This window comes from Photorhabdus hainanensis (assembly GCF_018448965.1).
In the GTDB taxonomy this organism is placed as follows: domain Bacteria; phylum Pseudomonadota; class Gammaproteobacteria; order Enterobacterales; family Enterobacteriaceae; genus Photorhabdus; species Photorhabdus akhurstii.
The window spans coordinates 85723-101071 of the sequence record NZ_RCWD01000007.1 but is presented as its reverse complement, the minus strand read 5'-3'; the positions used below and the strand labels follow the sequence as shown (position 1 = coordinate 101071).

At 31.7% G+C, this 15349-nt stretch carries 13 protein-coding genes and 1 pseudogene; all 14 read right to left on the bottom strand.

The window, feature by feature from the left end; all coding sequences use genetic code 11:
* Position 1 precedes the first annotated feature (1 nt).
* The gene (locus EAE92_RS06375) at positions 2-1408 is read right to left on the bottom strand and encodes a mannose-1-phosphate guanylyltransferase/mannose-6-phosphate isomerase (RefSeq protein WP_214067463.1); all 1407 of its coding nucleotides are present in this window, start codon (positions 1406-1408) and stop codon (positions 2-4) included.
* 6 nt (positions 1409-1414) lie between these two features.
* Positions 1415-1880 (bottom strand): annotated as a pseudogene (locus tag EAE92_RS06370) (GDP-mannose mannosyl hydrolase).
* Position 1881: 1 nt separating this feature from the next.
* Positions 1882-2850, bottom strand: coding sequence for a GDP-L-fucose synthase (gene fcl / locus EAE92_RS06365; protein ID WP_214067462.1), 969 nt, complete (start codon positions 2848-2850; stop codon positions 1882-1884).
* A gap of 2 nt (positions 2851-2852) precedes the next feature.
* A complete protein-coding gene (gene gmd / locus EAE92_RS06360) occupies positions 2853-3977 on the bottom strand; it encodes a GDP-mannose 4,6-dehydratase (RefSeq protein ID WP_214067516.1) in 1125 nt (374 codons plus the stop codon).
* Between the two features lie 5 nt (positions 3978-3982).
* Positions 3983-5266, bottom strand: coding sequence for a glycosyltransferase (locus EAE92_RS06355; RefSeq protein ID WP_214067461.1), 1284 nt, complete (start codon positions 5264-5266; stop codon positions 3983-3985).
* Positions 5259-6308, bottom strand: coding sequence for a glycosyltransferase (locus EAE92_RS06350; protein ID WP_214067460.1), 1050 nt, complete (start codon positions 6306-6308; stop codon positions 5259-5261). The genes EAE92_RS06355 and EAE92_RS06350 overlap by 8 nt, the downstream gene beginning before the upstream one ends.
* The gene (locus tag EAE92_RS25365; protein ID WP_214067459.1) at positions 6280-7266 is read right to left on the bottom strand and encodes an acyltransferase family protein; all 987 of its coding nucleotides are present in this window, start codon (positions 7264-7266) and stop codon (positions 6280-6282) included. Before EAE92_RS25365 ends, EAE92_RS06350 begins: the two co-directional genes overlap by 29 nt.
* Entirely contained in the window at positions 7259-8014 is a 756-nt protein-coding gene (locus tag EAE92_RS06340; protein WP_214067458.1) for a glycosyltransferase family 2 protein, read from the bottom strand. The genes EAE92_RS25365 and EAE92_RS06340 overlap by 8 nt, the downstream gene beginning before the upstream one ends.
* Positions 8015-8157: 143 nt before the next feature.
* Positions 8158-9393, bottom strand: a complete 1236-nt coding sequence (locus EAE92_RS06335; protein WP_214067457.1) for a hypothetical protein — start codon at positions 9391-9393, stop codon at positions 8158-8160.
* 162 nt (positions 9394-9555) lie between these two features.
* Complete coding sequence (locus EAE92_RS06330) at positions 9556-10671, bottom strand: hypothetical protein (RefSeq protein ID WP_214067456.1); 1116 nt, start codon at positions 10669-10671, stop codon at positions 9556-9558.
* A 334-nt stretch (positions 10672-11005) separates the two neighbouring features.
* Positions 11006-12256, bottom strand: a complete 1251-nt coding sequence (locus EAE92_RS06325) for an O-antigen translocase (protein ID WP_214067455.1) — start codon at positions 12254-12256, stop codon at positions 11006-11008.
* Between the two features lie 9 nt (positions 12257-12265).
* Positions 12266-13387, bottom strand: coding sequence for a DegT/DnrJ/EryC1/StrS family aminotransferase (locus tag EAE92_RS06320; RefSeq protein ID WP_214067454.1), 1122 nt, complete (start codon positions 13385-13387; stop codon positions 12266-12268).
* Between the two features lie 60 nt (positions 13388-13447).
* Positions 13448-13855 carry a sugar 3,4-ketoisomerase gene (locus tag EAE92_RS06315; protein WP_214067453.1) on the bottom strand — a complete coding sequence of 136 codons (408 nt, stop codon included), beginning with the start codon at positions 13853-13855 and terminating at the stop codon, positions 13448-13450.
* The gene (rfbA, locus tag EAE92_RS06310) at positions 13852-14724 is read right to left on the bottom strand and encodes a glucose-1-phosphate thymidylyltransferase RfbA (RefSeq protein WP_214067452.1); all 873 of its coding nucleotides are present in this window, start codon (positions 14722-14724) and stop codon (positions 13852-13854) included. Before rfbA ends, EAE92_RS06315 begins: the two co-directional genes overlap by 4 nt.
* Between the last annotated feature and the right edge of the window lie 625 nt (positions 14725-15349).

Genomic DNA, 15349 nt, shown 5'->3' with positions numbered 1-15349 from the left:
ATTAATATTCCATACCATGATTTCCAACCCGTTCTACATCATCTTCAGAAAGATAACTACCAGTATGAACTTCAATAATTTCTAATGGTATTTTTCCTGGATTCTCAATAGAATGAGCAACACCAGCAGGAATATAAGTTGATTCATTTTCGGTAACTAGATATGTCTTTTCACCATTGTGCACTTTCGCTATGCCTGATACAACAATCCAATGCTCAGCCCTATGATAATGAATTTGAGTGGTAATATGTCGCCCTGGTTTGACAGTTACTTTTTTCACTTGATAACGAATACTGTTTGCAATAGCATCATGGGAGCCCCAAGAGCGATAGGTTTCTCTGTGCTGTTGGTGTTCTTTTCGATTATTGAGTTTTAGTTGGCTGACGATCCCTTTTACATCTTGAACTTTATCTTTATGTGCAACTAATACTGCATCTTTGGTTTCTACTATAACTAGGTCATTGATCCCTACAGTAGCAACCAGTTTATTCTGAGAAGAAATATAGCTATTACTAGTATTTTCCATTAATACGTCACCCCGAATGACATTTCCCTTAGCGTCTTTATCATTTATTTCCCATAGTGCAGACCAACATCCAACATCATTCCATTTTGCATCCATAGGAACGACTACTGCATCATTAGTCTTCTCCATTACTGCATAATCAACGGAAATATCAGAGCATTTTTGGAAAACATCTTTATTGAGCCTAATGAATTCTAAATCTTGGTGTTCGCTTGAGATCGCTTTCTGGCAAATAGAAAAAATATCTGGTTGATATTTTTTGAGTTCTTCCAAATAGCGTGATGCTTTAAAAGCAAATATGCCGCTGTTCCAGTAATAGTTACCTGAGGATAAATAGTGTTTTGCAGTTTGCAAATCTGGTTTCTCAACAAAAGAGGCAACCTTATATACATCATTAGTTATAAGTTCTCCTTGTCGAATATAACCATATCCAGTTTCTGGAGTGTGAGGAACAACACCGAATGTTACTAGCTTATCAGCATCTACTAGTGATTGAGCTTTTTTAATTGCGGTAATAAAAGAAGATTTATCTTGTATTACATGATCAGCGGCTAATACTAATAATAAAGGATCTTCACCTTTTGATATAGCATGTAGGGCAGCTAAAGCGATAGCTGGGGCAGTATTCCTACCTACAGGTTCAAGGATAATGTCACTATAAATTAAATCTTTCTGGCGCAATTGTTCCGCAACAATAAAACGATGATCTTCGTTACATATCACTAGTGGGGGTAGATGTGGAAGTTCTTTTAACCGTGTAAATGTTTCCTGTAACATAGTTAGTTCCGAAGCTAATGATAAAAATTGCTTCGGATAAAGAGTACGAGATAGGGGCCATAAGCGACTGCCAGTCCCACCAGCCATAATTACGGGTAATAACATTATCGGTTACTTCCTATATTGAAAATAGTATTTGGTATGTAGATGTACATCGTCAGCAGATAATAGATCATTAATGCTAACCCAGCGATAACGATCGTGTTGAATATTAGGTAATTTTGATAAATCCAGATCAATGTTTAATTTATATCCAAGTGCTATGTAGTGGATTTTGACGTCTTCTTCAAGAAAACTATCAGAATAGAAATGTTCAAAAGGCCCAAGAAATGTTGTATTGGGTAATGATGTGCTTATTCCTAGCTCTTCTTTAAGTAATCGATTAAGTGTGTTAATAAGCGTTTCATTTTTTTCTGACGCGTCCACCAGGCACGAACCAGTAACCTTGAGCTGGGCGATTGATTCTTTTCCCAAGTAATATTTTTTTCTGGGAATTTTGAATAATAAGGTCAATAGAGATTAGGGGAGTGTTAGCCACAATAGTTTTGAATAATGAGTCATTCAACACTTGTCCCATACTATTTCCTAAAATTATTTTGGTTATCTAAAAACCATTGATAGGTCATATTTAAACCGGTTTCTAAAGGTATTTGATAGTTCCAACCTAGTTGAGATAAACGGCTTACGTCCATTAATTTACGGGGAGTACCATCAGGTTTGTTGGTATCAAATATGATGTTACCAGTAAAACCAACTACCTTAGCTATCATTTCTGCTAATTCACGGATAGTACAATCAACTCCTGTGCCTACATTGATATGGGAAAGCATTGACTGAGTGTTTGCTTTATAGATATCACTAGAAAGCTCCATAATATATACACTAGCAGCAGCCATATCATCTACATGTAGGAATTCTCGCATTGGCTCTCCTGTACCCCACACAACGATTTCTGCATCGTTATTTTGTTTTGCTTCATGAATGCGGCGTAGCAATGCTGGAATGACATGGGAATTTTCTGGATGAAAATTATCATTTTCACCATAGAGGTTGGTTGGCATAACACTACGGTAGTCCCGATCATATTGACGATTGTAAGACTCACACAGTTTAATACCTGCTATTTTTGCAATAGCGTAGGGTTCATTAGTTGGCTCTAGTGTATCAGTCAGTAATGCGCTTTCAGCCATCGGCTGTTTAGTAAGTTTAGGATAAATGCAAGATGAACCTAAAAATAACAACTTTTGGATATTGGATAAATGGGCAGCATGAATAATGTTGCACTCTATCATTAGATTTTCAAAAATAAATTCAGCAGGATAGGTATTATTAGCAACAATACCACCTACTTTTGCTGCTGCTAAATATATTTCATCAATTTTTTCTTTGGCAAAGAAATCCTGTACAGCAGACTGAGAAATTAAGTCCAGCTCTCCACGGTTTTTAAGAACTAGCTCTATGTCTTGTCTATTTTGAAGTTGGCGTACAATTGCAGAACCAACCATACCACGGTGGCCTGCTACAAAGATTCGTTTTTTATTAAGCATTATTAATTCTCTACTGAGATTGTTACATTGAAACCACTAGCTTTTAATAGAGCGTGTTGTTTGGCTTGTTGTAAATCATTAGCAACCATTTCAGCACACATCTCTTCCACTGTAATTTCAGGTGTCCAGCCTAATTTTTCCTTGGCTTTAGTTGGGTCACCTAATAAAGTTTCGACTTCAGCAGGACGGAAATAACGAGGATCGATTCTAACTATGACGTCACCTACTTTAACTGATGTGACATTGTTACCTTGTATTGAAGTAACTGTAGCGATTTCATCTATACCTTTACCACTGAATTCTAATTCGATACCTGCTTCTTTGGCAGACATACGAACGAATTCACGGACTGATATTTGTTTACCGGTTGATATGACAAAGTCTTCAGCTGTTTCTTGCTGAAGCATCATCCATTGCATACGCACATAATCTTTAGCATGTCCCCAGTCACGTAAAGCATCCATATTTCCAAGATATAAACATTTTTCTAATCCTTGAGCTATATTTGCGATAGCTCGTGTGATCTTACGGGTTACAAATGTTTCACCACGACGTGGAGACTCATGATTAAATAGGATACCATTACACGCATAGATGCCATAGGATTCACGATAGTTTACTGTGATCCAGTAAGCATACATTTTGGCTACAGCATAAGGGGAGCGAGGATAGAAAGGGGTAGTTTCTTTTTGCGGTATTTCTTGTACTAATCCATAAAGTTCAGAAGTTGATGCTTGATAGAAACGTGTCTTTTTTTCTAATCCATTAATACGGATAGCTTCTAGCAGCCTTAATGAGCCTAATGCATCGACATCCGCAGTATATTCAGGCGATTCAAAAGAAACTGCGACATGAGATTGAGCACCAAGATTATATATTTCATCCGGTTGAATTTCTTGTACTAAACGGATTAGATTGGATGAATCTGTCAGATCACCATAGTGCAAGAAGAAATTAGGGTTATTTTCGTGGCGATCTTGATATATGTGATCAACTCGTGAAGTATTGAATGAAGATGAACGACGTTTTATCCCGTGAACTTCATATCCTTTCTCTAATAAAAACTCCGCTAAATAAGAACCATCTTGCCCAGTAATACCTGTTATTAATGCTTTTTTTGTATTCATCATTATTAACTATTTCTTAAATCAATATTATAAAGTAATTTCCAGTCGTTAGATAAAACATCTGGAGTGAAGTTTTTTAGAATAAAGTTTCTCCCTGTTTCTCCCATCATAATTCTATCTCTATCAGGCATGATTAGCATCTTTAAGATAGCATTTGCTAATTTGGTAGTGTCAAATGCATTAACTAAAAGACCTGATTTATTATGTTGTATTAGGTCGGTTAATCCTGAATTATTGAAAGCAATTACAGGAGTGGCGCATAATAAACTTTCTGCTGCGACTTGTCCAAAAGACTCGGCTCTAGAAGGAGTAATGGTAATATCGGCACAAGAATAAACCGTAGATAATTTTTCTTTAGAATCAATATGCCCTAAGTTTAACATATCAAATCCTGACAAAGTTGATTTGTTATTTTTTCTTCCACCGAATGTCAATAATAATATTTTTTTGTTTATCTCATAATTAAAAGACTTTAGTTTATCGAGAGCATCTTTCAATAGATCATAACCTTTCAATGTATTACCTTTTCCACCTCCTATTGCACCATAGGCAATAATAAAGCTGTTTTCAGGTAATCCCAGTATTTTTCGACTTAACTTTTTATCTATTGGTTTAAAATCTTTATCATTGATAATATTGCCAATTTTTATAATTTTAGTATTAGATAATAAGAAACTATTTTTAGCACGTTGAAGTAAATATTCAGATGGTACTGTAAATATAACATTATTCCTCTCCAATAGTGTTTTTAATTTTAATTTTCTTTGAAATGTCCATCTGTCTAAGTCTAATCCATACACATCTTTATTATTAATAGTATAGCCAGATAAAAAACGAGTGCTATCAAATTTTATATAATGTTCACTACCGGAAAAAAACCATTCATCATGAAGAGTAATAATTACTTTGGCTTTTGTACTTTTTAGAACTCTTTCTAGATCTTTTATCGACAGAGTATCATTATTAAGCCAATGAAAATGAATAATGTCTGCATTTAGATCTATTTTTTTTAAGACATGTGATGAACTGAAAAGGTTTAAAGAATGTTTTGTTTTATTGGTGGTGATCTGTAGCTTGGATATTGCTAATGAAAGAACCCTCTTTATGATGTGACACATTGAATCGAGTTTATTAGGTCCAATGGATAAAGATTCTGATAAATGTTTTTCGGCAACAAAAAATTTAATTGAAAAAGTTTCCTCATCTAAAATGGAACGTACTTGCTGCAAGGCTGCCTTAGCTGCTCCTCCACGAGAATCAGAAAATGTTATTATATTGATATTAGACATTATATGACCTTATTTGATGTTGCCGTATTTTATCGAAATCGATTTTCCGCACATTAGATAAAATATTAGAATATTCATTGCCGAGTTTTTGAATAACTTTATCTAAAGAGTTTTCGTCATTAATGTTAAATATATAACCACTTTTTAAGTCTGATACAAAATCAATAGAAGAACCTACTTTATTCGAACAAATAACTGGAAGACCATAATAAAGTGCTTCTTCAACAACTAACCCCCAAGGTTCTGATATTGAGGGAAGTATAAAGGCACCATGAGATAAGAGATACTCACCTACATTATTATTATTGATATAGCCATAATATGAAATATTTTCAGATGAGATAGCAATGAGTTCATTTTTACTTGGACCATCGCCGATTATAGATAAGCGTAGATGTGGTTTTTTTGAGAAATATGAAACAAGAAAATTTAGGTTTTTTTCCGGGGATAAGCGACCTACATAAATAAATTTATTATTAAATGAATTGTCTTCTCTTGTTGATCTTATTTCCTTCCAATTCAATAAACCTACTCCCTTTGTGATAATACATTGTCCAGAATAATTTAAGGCTTCTAGAAGCATTTTATGTGGTTTACCACTACAATAAACTTTATTTATCCGAGATAAAAATATTTTCTTTGTTACTTTTTTAAAACTAGTAGTTGAGCTATCAAAAATACTCGATTCTAAAGATAAAGCAATTTTATTTTTTTTGTTTATAGCTGTGATAAACCAAAATTCTATTAAATCCCAGCCACCTAATACTACTTCTTTATATCTAAAAGAATATAATAATTTTATTAATTTAATAGTAGATTTGAATTTGTTTCTCTCTTCAAAATTTACATTATTTATAATTTTAAATGAAAATTTGATGTTAGCATCAGTGAAGTTAGAATTTCTTATTTTAGATGTTGATGAAATGAAAATAACCATTATCTTGAAATTTTTTGCTATTTCATTATAGAGATTTATTTTGTAGAAAGCAGGAAGGTGTGTTATAAAAATAAAGTCATACATATTTGAAGATTCTCTTTCCATTATAATTCAATTTTAAATAGATGATAGGTGAAAGAAAAATTAAATTAAGAAAAAATTGAATAAGCCAAGAATAGGAAGAATTAAAATTTAGTTTTTGATTAATCAAGAAGGCTATATTATTTGTATACGGATGAAAAATAAATATTAACATGGTACAAGATGATAAAAAAGTCAAATAAGTCGAATTATATTTATGAAATGTTAACTCAGTAATGGATAATAATACTAAAATTATAGCAGTAGGATATAAAAAATTTAAATTAGAGAAATTAAATTGCACTATACCTATATTTATATCTGGAAGTGAAGAGTGATTAATTGTTTGTAATGTTATAAATAATAAGTTGGAAAATAACATTGTCAATGTGAATTTATAGTTTAATTTATTCTCTTTATATAGTATATTAGAGATTATTATTCCTAATAAGAAATAATTAATGCCTATAAGGGATTGCCCTAAAGAAAAAGGTAGATTTACAAGATAATTGATATTAAATATAGAAACATAAGATATAATATAAAGAAAAACAAGATATGAAAGCCGAGAAAAACTGTTAGATAGTAGTAATCTTGATAATGTTTTAATTATAAATAAAGAAGGTAAAAACCAAAGAACGAAGCCATAAGTATGTATCGATGAACTTATATTAAAGAATATTGATGTAAATAAGTTAGGCAACTCATTTAACCATTCTCTAGACAAAAGTAGTCGTTTTGATATCTCAACTATTAAAGCAAGTGTAGAAAATATAAAATATGGAATTAACAGTCTCTTAGCATCTTTAACTATAGCCGTTGTCCTAAATAATTTATAATTAAAGGTCAGCCCTGATAAGAAAAAAAATAATGGCATGTGCCAAAGGTATATATAATTATTGAAAGGGTTATTGATGTGTCCCATAATAACAGCTAAGATACCTATGATTTTTAATATATTTAAGGATATGTATTTATGCACGCTTCAATAACCTTTTTATCATGTATTTCATAAGTGTGTAGTTATTTATTAATGAAAGTATCCACCTTGGTGCAATTTTATTGGTTAATTTTATTTTATGGTATTCTTGTAGTACCTCTTTTGTTTTGTTCGTTCCAATTCCACCTGTTATCCATGTTGCTACAGTAATATCTTTCATCAAAACTGAGGGGAAGGCGTGATAAGCTCTTAATAGATGCTCATAATCCATAGCATATTTACATGACAAACTAAAATTTCCGTATTTTTCAAAGAAGATAGTTGAAGTAAATAATCCTTGATGAGGTAAACTCATTTTGAATAGTAAGCTGTGCTTATTAAATTTATTAGTTTTTGGTGTAGTAAACAATATATGCTCATTGGATTCATTAGGATTGATGCGTCTAATACGTCCACAAACTAAAAGATTGGTTTTGTAGTTACAGCCTTCAAGCATTATGTTTATCACATTTTCATTTAAGAAAGTATCTCCAGCACCTAAGAAATAAACATAACCATTCTCGCATTGTTCTAGACCCTTATTGAAGGCATCACTAATTCCATGGTCTGGTTCACTTACCCAATAATCAATAATATTTTGATATTTTTTTAATACTTCAACTGTACCGTCTGTAGAGCCACCATCTATAATAATAAGTTTCTTATCTTGATATTTCTGTTTTTCGAAAGATATAATGGTTCTTTCAATATTATTCTTTTGATTATATACTGCGCAAATTACATTAATCATATGATTATCACTTTTATTTATAATTTAATTTTTTACTGGTTAAATATAGATATCCGCTATAGTAATTGTTTTGTTAACGATATGGTACAGATGTTAAAAAGGAGTTGATTTTAAAAATTTGAAGCTGTGTAGCTTTAAAGGTGTCATTGTTTTCTAGGGAGATGGTTTTTTACTTTCATAATTGAGTAATTATTATAAATAGAAAATTTTCTTTTGGTTATAGAGGGAAAAATATAACATTGTTTATTTAATGCTAGAATGTAAAATAGAAGTATTATTAATGAATAACCATATGACATGACATATGGTCGTTGGCATAATAATAACATAACGCCAACAAAATATAGATTCTTTCGTTTTCTAAAACCAAGAAAAATAATAGATAGGAGAATTAGATAGTAAGGCAATGATAGGAGAAGCCCTGTCAGCGCTAATGGACTTAGAATATTTTCACCAAAAGGAGGATGCCTGGTATTGCAATTATCAATATCTGTAATACACGCGTGATCTTTTCCGAAAAAGAAGCTAGATTCATCAATCATATTATATGCATTTATCATAAGATCTGTTCTGTTATCTCCAGCCATTTTTCCATTTTCTATTTTAAATCTATCTAGAAAGTACTTATTAATTAATTTAGATTCCTCATTATTAAAAGAAAATATGCTAAAAGAAAACATGATTATGATTAATAGAAAAAACAATTTTTTTATTCTGATTTTTTCAGATATAGCGTGAAAAAACACATATATAACATGTGCAACACTTAATGTAATAAATCCGAGAAATAGAAGTAGCCATGTAAACTTTCTATCTTTATTAAGGAGATTTCTCATCGCACAAGTTAAACAAATAAAAAAAGAAAATGCACCGGGTTCATCAAATAAACCTGATGGCCTAATTAATTTACCTGCGGTCCAATTTGTCATTGTTGACAAAAATAAATCACTTTCCCTCCCATCTGGATTTTTTATTTTTAGAATAGGCTCTCCTCCTAATAGTGCATAAACGAAGCCAACAGCTGCTCCTATACATAAGAAAAGCATAATCCACGAAAGATATGATACAATTAGCGATTTTTCTTCTATTGACAGAAATGATGTAACGTATAAGGATAAAAGAAAATATATTGGATAAAAAATTAATGATGGTAACTCCCACCTCAAGGAGAAGAGTATAGCGGAAGCTAGAGTAAGGAGTGACATGCTAATAGCCAGTGTATTAGCTTTTCTTCCCTCGAGGAGAAAAACTAATATTAGCATAATACATGATATAGCTGATGTTATATTTCCATTTATATGTATGCTGAAACTGAGTAATGGAGATAAAGACACCATTAAGCTTGTAACAAAAAAAACAGCTTTAAATTTATTGGTCATAATAGAAAATTCAAGAGGTAATATCTATTAAAAAAGTAGTAGTAATTAGTAATGTTAATATGGTAAATGTTTCGCTGAATCCAATTACTATAATCATCTGTTTTCTTTCTTTATTATAATTTTAATAAGGTTTATAGGATATTTGGAATTAGATAAAGTTTATTATGTGTTTTTAATATCTTTGATAGTTTGCCAGTGTTTTAGATAAGTACTAGCGACTTTTATATGGTCATGATGTTGTTTAACATAATTCTTACCTATTTCTGATAAATAGGAATAGGTATTTTTCATTTCAATAGCTTCGTTAAGTTTCTTTGCTAGCAAAGTAGGATCTGGGCTGGCATCAAATATGGGGCAATCACTTGATAAATTGAAGTATTCTTTTGCCATATCTGTATTACCTGAAAATACAATTTTGCCCATAGCTAATAACCAAAGAGCATTGACTCCCGGATGCTGAGACCAAACTTGATCTACAATGATGTCGGCATCTTTTATAGTAGTTATATATTCTGAAAATGGTAAACCTGTTACAACTTGAAATTCAAAGTCATTTCTCATTTGTTTTAAGATTTGTATAGCTTCTAAAACAATAGAAGTACCTTTAAAGCCGGGCCGGGATGGAGTATGAATAATATTTATTTTTCCACTATTTTTTGATTTTGCTGGCATCCATGGGATTTCATTTATGTCAATGGGTAATGGCATTGGGATAACTGTATTTTTAAATAAATCTCCTACATGGCTATATTCAACACCAATAGAAAATGCACAATCAAAATATTCATTGAGCCTAGGGATTGCTTTTTGGCCTAATGGTCTTACTACTTTCTGACAATAGTGTTTAGGGTCATCAAATTTTTGGCAAGTATTACATGGACTATATGGTAACTTTTTATTACCCGCGATGAATGAAATCTCATCACAGCCAAGACCTGTATAACTCATCACACCAACTTTTTTTCTTAAGATTGGTAAGTCTGTATATCTTAAAAAATGGGGTTTATCTATAAATGATATCCTGTGAACATAAGATGCAACATCGTAATCGTCTAAACGTATTACATTGTATAAGTTTAATAATGGCCTAAATGGTTTTCCGAATAGGCCAAGTTTTCTAAATGGATCAAAATTCATAGCATTATCTATTTTATTTATTGTTGGCCATCCAAAAGTGGCAATGTCACATTTAATTCCCATTTCATTAAAAGCCCTATATAAATATTCCTGTGTTCCTCTAGTATCATTTACGAGAAGAATTTTTTTTATAGATGACATAAATAAACCTAATTAACAGTTATATAAAATATTTATCTGATTTTGATTGATTTGGTGCGGCGTTGACTTATTTAAAACAACGTCTTCTTATTCTTGAATTATTTTCTGATCGGATTTTATAGTTTCATTTAATAGTATATAAAATACTTATATGTATGTGTAGGGATTTAAAATTTTTCGAAATAAATTAGTTTTTTTAAATGTAATGTGCATGATTATATGAGGGTGTAATAACTGTTATTAACTGGTTTCATTTAAAATCTAACTTACTTTTATTAAATTTATGTTTTGTAGTGGTGTTTGGTAAAATAATATGAAAATTATTATATTGTTCCTAACTTTCCTTTATATATTTCATGATTGTAATTATAGCTATAATTAGATAAAGTACATAATTGATACAATAGGCATAGCTCATGCCAACTAATCCATAATTATGGGTAAACAAATACGAAAAGAAAATAAATGTTAATCCAAATATGACTTCTGTAATTATAAACAACTTAATCATAGCTTTAGCTAGCATTAGATAGGCTAGTAACCATGATGCTATTTTAAAGACATCACCTATAACTTGCCATAAAAATAAATCCCTCATCGGTGCAAAATCTTGAGTAAATATTATATTAATAATTATATCTTTGAGGAAATATATTAGTAGAGCACAAATAACTACAATTGGTATAATTAACTTATATCCTAGAATTATTTCTTTTTTTAATTCCCTGTTATTGCTAATTTCGGATAATTTTGGTAGGTAATAAGTGTTTAAAGCAGTAGTAACCACCATAAGATAAATAGATGATATATACCAAATACCTTGCCAATAACCTGCTTGATCCCAACCTAGCGTTGAACCTAAATAATTGCGAATAACTATATGAGATATAGGTACCATAATAGCAGAAGTTATTGCCATGGCTGAATAACCCATTAGTTTTTTGGCAATAGTAGAGTTAAAAGGCTGGGTAAAATTTCGCCACATCATTATAGGATGCTTTCTTAGCAAGAATAATATTACGATTAATATAATAGACTGATTTGTGGCTAGTGCAATTAATGCTCCATTTAATCCAAGAGAAATAATTAAGACACTAGTAAATACCAATGCATAAATACTTTGAATTATATTTATCTTTATGTATGTTTGAATTTCTTTTAAACCATTTAATATGGATAATAGTAATCCATTTAAGACAAATAGTACTATAGTAAAACCAAAAACAATAAATACATATTGATATTTTATATCTAGTAAAATAGTTTTAGCCGCAGTTTGTGATAATAGTATTAACAGTATTCCTACTATAATCGATGTTATAAGGCTAATTCTAGCTGCTGTACTGAAAAGGGCAGGTGTTTTAGAATCGTCTGGCCCATATTCAGCTGTGTATTTTACAACACCATTATTGATTGCACCTTGCGCCGCTATCATAATTAGTTGACTAAAATTCTGAAATTGCCCGATTAATGCCAGCCCAGCTGGACCAATATAAATTGATACCGCTTTATTAATGACTAATCCAGCGAGCATTTTGAATGCAGTAGCTATTAGACTTAATATTGATGTTTTGAAAAGGGTCATTATTCTTACTTATTTAATATTAAAATTATTGCAAGCAGTAATGACCTTTTCTGCATCTTTTTTTGTTATGCTTGGCCCAATTGGCAAACTTAATACTTGTTGATGAATTTTTTCAGTAATAGGTAAATTTAATGTATTCCATTCTGAATACGCTGGTTGTTTATGGGGAGGAATAGGATAATGAATCAACGTTTGGATACCTTTTTCAAAAAGATGTTGTTGAAGATTTTCCCGGTGTGGACAATTAATTACAAATAAATGCCAAACATGGTTTTCTGGATGGAGTGCATTTTGCTTAATGGTGATAGGTAATTTTATGTATGGATTATTAATATTCTCTAAATAATGTTTTGCAATGCTACGTCGATATTCTGTTTCGATATTTAAATATTTTAATTTCACAGAGAGAAATGCGGCTTGAAGCTCATCTAATCGACTGTTAATGCCTTGATAAATGTTTTTATATTTTTCATGTGAGCCATAATTACGTAATGCTTTTATAGTGGTTGTTAATTCTTCATCGTTTGTTGTAATTGCACCGGCATCACCTAAAGCACCAAGGTTTTTTCCTGGATAAAAACTAAATCCTGATGCATTACCCCAGTTACCCGCTTTTTTACCTGCTATTTCAGCTCCATGCGCTTGTGCACTATCTTCTAATACTAATAGATTGTATTCATTGGCAATCTTCATGATTTCAGGCATTGGCGAAATTTGACCATATAAATGTACTGGCAAAATAACTTTTGTTTTTTCTGTGATTGCGGATATTATACTATTAGGATCTAAATTATATGTGCTTTGATCTGGCTCAATTAGAATCGGTTTTAAGTTATTTGCTGTAATTGCTAATACTGATGCGATATAGGTATTTGCTGGCACAATAACTTCATCACCATCCTTTATTTTCCCTAATTCTTTCCATGCTCTGAGGACTAGTATTAAAGCATCTAAGCCATTAGCGACACCGATCGAATGTTTTGTGCCACAATACTTTGCAAATTCTTTTTCAAAAGATTCTAACTCTTTCCCCATTATGTACCAGCCTGAATCTATTACTCTTGAACTGGCTTCTTTTAATTCGTTTTCGTATTTTCTATTTATTGCTTTTAAATCAAGAAAATTGATCATCTTTATCTGCCAAAAATAATATGTTATTAAATATAATTGATTAAAAACCGAGATTCTATTCTAATGAGTGTTTTTATATATATCAGAAAAAACTTTGTAATCTCTTATATAATCGGATTCATCATAATGCTGGCTTGCTAAAACTATTAAAACACAATCTTCTGAAAAATCATGCATTTCTCTCCATATAAATGAGTCTATCAATATACCTTTTTGAGGTTGATTTAGGATGATATCTTCTGTTATTTTTCCATTGTCGAGTCGTATTCTGCAACTTCCTTTTACAGCAAATAAAACTTGTTTGAGCTCCTTATGTGCATGGAAACCTCTTGATACACCGGATTTAGTATTAAATATGTAATAAACTCTCTTTATTTCAAAAGGGATATTTTTGTTTCCTTCTAATGAAATTAGCTGTCCTCTCTCATCACCAAGAATTTTAAAATCAATTAGTTTTATTAAACTCATATCTTCCTCTGAATAAGAGATTGTAAATACTTTCCATATCCGTTTTTTGACATAGAGTTAGCAGCTTTGGCTATATCATTTTCATTCAGCCAACCGTTACGCCATGCAATCTCTTCTAAGCAAGCAATTTTAAAGCCTTGGCGCTTTTCAATAGTTTCAACAAAGGTGGCGGCTTCTAGTAAGCTGTCATGGGTGCCTGTATCTAGCCATGCAAAACCGCGGCCAAGGAGTTCTACATTTAAAGAATTATCATTAAGATACATCTGGTTAATTGATGTGATTTCTAATTCACCACGATCTGATGGAGTGACTTTCTTAGCGAAATTAATAACCCGATTGTCATAGAAGTAAAGACCTGTGACAGCATAGTCAGACTTGGGTTTTTTAGGTTTTTCTTCAATAGAAATCGCTTTCATCTGGTCATCGAATTCAACAATTCCAAAACGTTCAGGATCTTTTACTTGATAACCAAAGATGGTAGCTCCAGTTTTTTGGGAAGATGCTTTTTGTAGTTTTGGTGAGAAAGCTTGTCCCCAAAAGATATTATCTCCTAGAACTAAACAAACTGAGTCATCACCAATGAAATCTTCACCGATAATGAATGCTTGGGCCAGTCCTTCAGGTTTATCCTGAGTTGCGTAACTAATCTTTATTCCTAAGCTATTTCCGTAGTTCAAAAGGCGTTTGAAGTTTATTTGATCTTCAGGGGTTGTAATAATAAGAATGTCTTTTATCCCTGCTAGCATCAGTACTGATAATGGATAATAGATCATTGGCTTATCGTATACCGGGAGGAGCTGTTTAGATACACCTATTGTTATAGGGTATAATCTGGTGCCGGAACCACCGGCTAAGATGATGCCTTTCATATGAATTTGACCAAATAATATATTGTTTTTAAGTCTGGGGTAATTTCACGAGAACCACTAAATGAAATTATTTAATAGCTTTTGTCTAACACGTGGAAATTTTCTCGCATACGTATTTATAGAGATGAAAAACCTAAATCAACATATTAAGAGTCATTAGATAAAGCTACCGCACTAGGTTTTTGGCTCCCAGAGTGCCTGTGATATTCGGAAATCTTATCTATTGCACTGATTTCTCAATACTTTTGTCTATCTTAACAAAAAGTAATGGGGGATAAGATTTTTTAACTAGTTGAGGGGAGATTAGACTGTAAACTTATCTAGGTCAAGCTTAACAAACCACTTGTTTAACTAATTGGTAGAATACAGTTAGCTGAAATTTGTATTACTGCTCATGGGGTGGCAGATAGACCTTACCAACAACGTACTATGATGCCTTATTTTTCAACAGGTTTGCTGCTATTCCATTCGTCTCGGGATGTGGCAATATTTCCGTGATATCCATTCGGTAGTAAAGCTTAATTGTGACATTATGTTTATTTAGCATTGTGATCGGTGGGGTAACGATGTTCCTGATTCTGTAATCCGTAATCTTTGAAGGTGTAGAAACCCAATAGTGATTGTT

Excerpts from the sequence above, each read along its gene's own strand:
- EAE92_RS06375 (WP_214067463.1), bottom strand. The coding sequence starts at position 1,408 with ATGTTATTACCCGTAATTATGGCTGGTGGGACTGGCAGTCGCTTATGG.
- fcl (WP_214067462.1), bottom strand. The coding sequence starts at position 2,850 with ATGCTTAATAAAAAACGAATCTTTGTAGCAGGCCACCGTGGTATGGTT.
- gmd (WP_214067516.1), bottom strand. The coding sequence starts at position 3,977 with ATGAATACAAAAAAAGCATTAATAACAGGTATTACTGGGCAAGATGGT.
- EAE92_RS06355 (WP_214067461.1), bottom strand. The coding sequence starts at position 5,266 with ATGTCTAATATCAATATAATAACATTTTCTGATTCTCGTGGAGGAGCA.
- EAE92_RS06350 (WP_214067460.1), bottom strand. The coding sequence starts at position 6,308 with ATGGAAAGAGAATCTTCAAATATGTATGACTTTATTTTTATAACACAC.
- EAE92_RS06340 (WP_214067458.1), bottom strand. The coding sequence starts at position 8,014 with ATGATTAATGTAATTTGCGCAGTATATAATCAAAAGAATAATATTGAA.
- EAE92_RS06335 (WP_214067457.1), bottom strand. The coding sequence starts at position 9,393 with ATGACCAATAAATTTAAAGCTGTTTTTTTTGTTACAAGCTTAATGGTG.
- EAE92_RS06330 (WP_214067456.1), bottom strand. The coding sequence starts at position 10,671 with ATGTCATCTATAAAAAAAATTCTTCTCGTAAATGATACTAGAGGAACA.
- EAE92_RS06325 (WP_214067455.1), bottom strand. The coding sequence starts at position 12,256 with ATGACCCTTTTCAAAACATCAATATTAAGTCTAATAGCTACTGCATTC.
- EAE92_RS06320 (WP_214067454.1), bottom strand. The coding sequence starts at position 13,387 with ATGATCAATTTTCTTGATTTAAAAGCAATAAATAGAAAATACGAAAAC.
- EAE92_RS06315 (WP_214067453.1), bottom strand. The coding sequence starts at position 13,855 with ATGAGTTTAATAAAACTAATTGATTTTAAAATTCTTGGTGATGAGAGA.
- rfbA (WP_214067452.1), bottom strand. The coding sequence starts at position 14,724 with ATGAAAGGCATCATCTTAGCCGGTGGTTCCGGCACCAGATTATACCCT.